Here is a 976-nt window from a genome sequence, read left to right as displayed (position 1 = left end):
TGGCTTGAAGCCATAATAATGGAGCCGGTGGGAGTCGAACCCACGTCCAAACACCTGCCAACATATTTGTCTACAACCATAGGCTATGTATTAGTTTAACAGTCCCTCGACACATAACTCAAGCCTAGAAACTGCGAGTCTATCAATCTCTTATCAAGCCGCTAGACAAGACTCAATCGTATCTCGCTAATAATAAGACCTGTCATTGAACACGAGCAATCCAAATCGGGTCACGCCTGCTGGTTTTTAGGCAGCTAGAGCGTAAGAAGTGTTATTTTTTGCAGTTATATTTAACTGAGCGTTTACGTCGCCACACGAGTCGCAAAATATGCCTCATAATACCTGTCGAATCCGTAACGACCCCAAAAGACAATAAAACTATTATACCTTATCTAACACAAAAATGCAAAAAGAAATCACATACCTAAAAAAGATACTATTCGAGAAATTTAGCAAACTGGGAGACTAACTACAACTTTCTCAGTGCATAACTTTACGATTATGAATAGAACTTACGAAATCCAATTAACACATACCTAAGATGAAGCTATCTGTTTTGAAGAAATTCACGAAGAGAATTATTCTAAAATACTTTCAGATGAGAATTTTCCTACTCTCTTTGTTTCAATTCATTTGAGTTTAAAAACAATAAAATCAATCCTTATATTATTCGGACTACTTTTCACTTATTGCACCAAAATATAGTAAAATGAAATAAGAATAGGACGAATAGATCAGGACAGTCAAATCGATTTCTAACAATGTTTTAGAATTAGAGGTGTACTATTCTAGTTTCAATCTACTATGTTTTAAATTCCCTAATCAATTTGTATAGTATTTATTTCATTGCCAAATTTCAAGTTCTCCATCAAGAAGTCTTCTCTGGTGGACTTGTAGTTCAAGTGTTTTTTAGGATAGTTATTAATCCAATTTTCGATGAATGCGACTTCTTAGGGAGTCGTTTTCTTAGTTCCTT

1 other RNA gene is annotated in these 976 nt (G+C 34.9%); it reads right to left on the bottom strand.

The annotated features are described in order from the left end of the window. Positions 1 to 16: 16 nt before the first annotated feature. Positions 17 to 364: a transfer-messenger RNA gene (ssrA, locus tag HT719_RS11180) on the bottom strand. Positions 365 to 976 lie beyond the last annotated feature (612 nt).

Origin of the sequence: Streptococcus sp. k-378, assembly GCF_013277505.1 — a bacterium.
GTDB lineage: Bacteria > Bacillota > Bacilli > Lactobacillales > Streptococcaceae > Streptococcus > Streptococcus pseudopneumoniae.
Note: the sequence above shows the minus strand (reverse complement) of the source record. Positions and strands in the feature narration are given on the sequence as shown.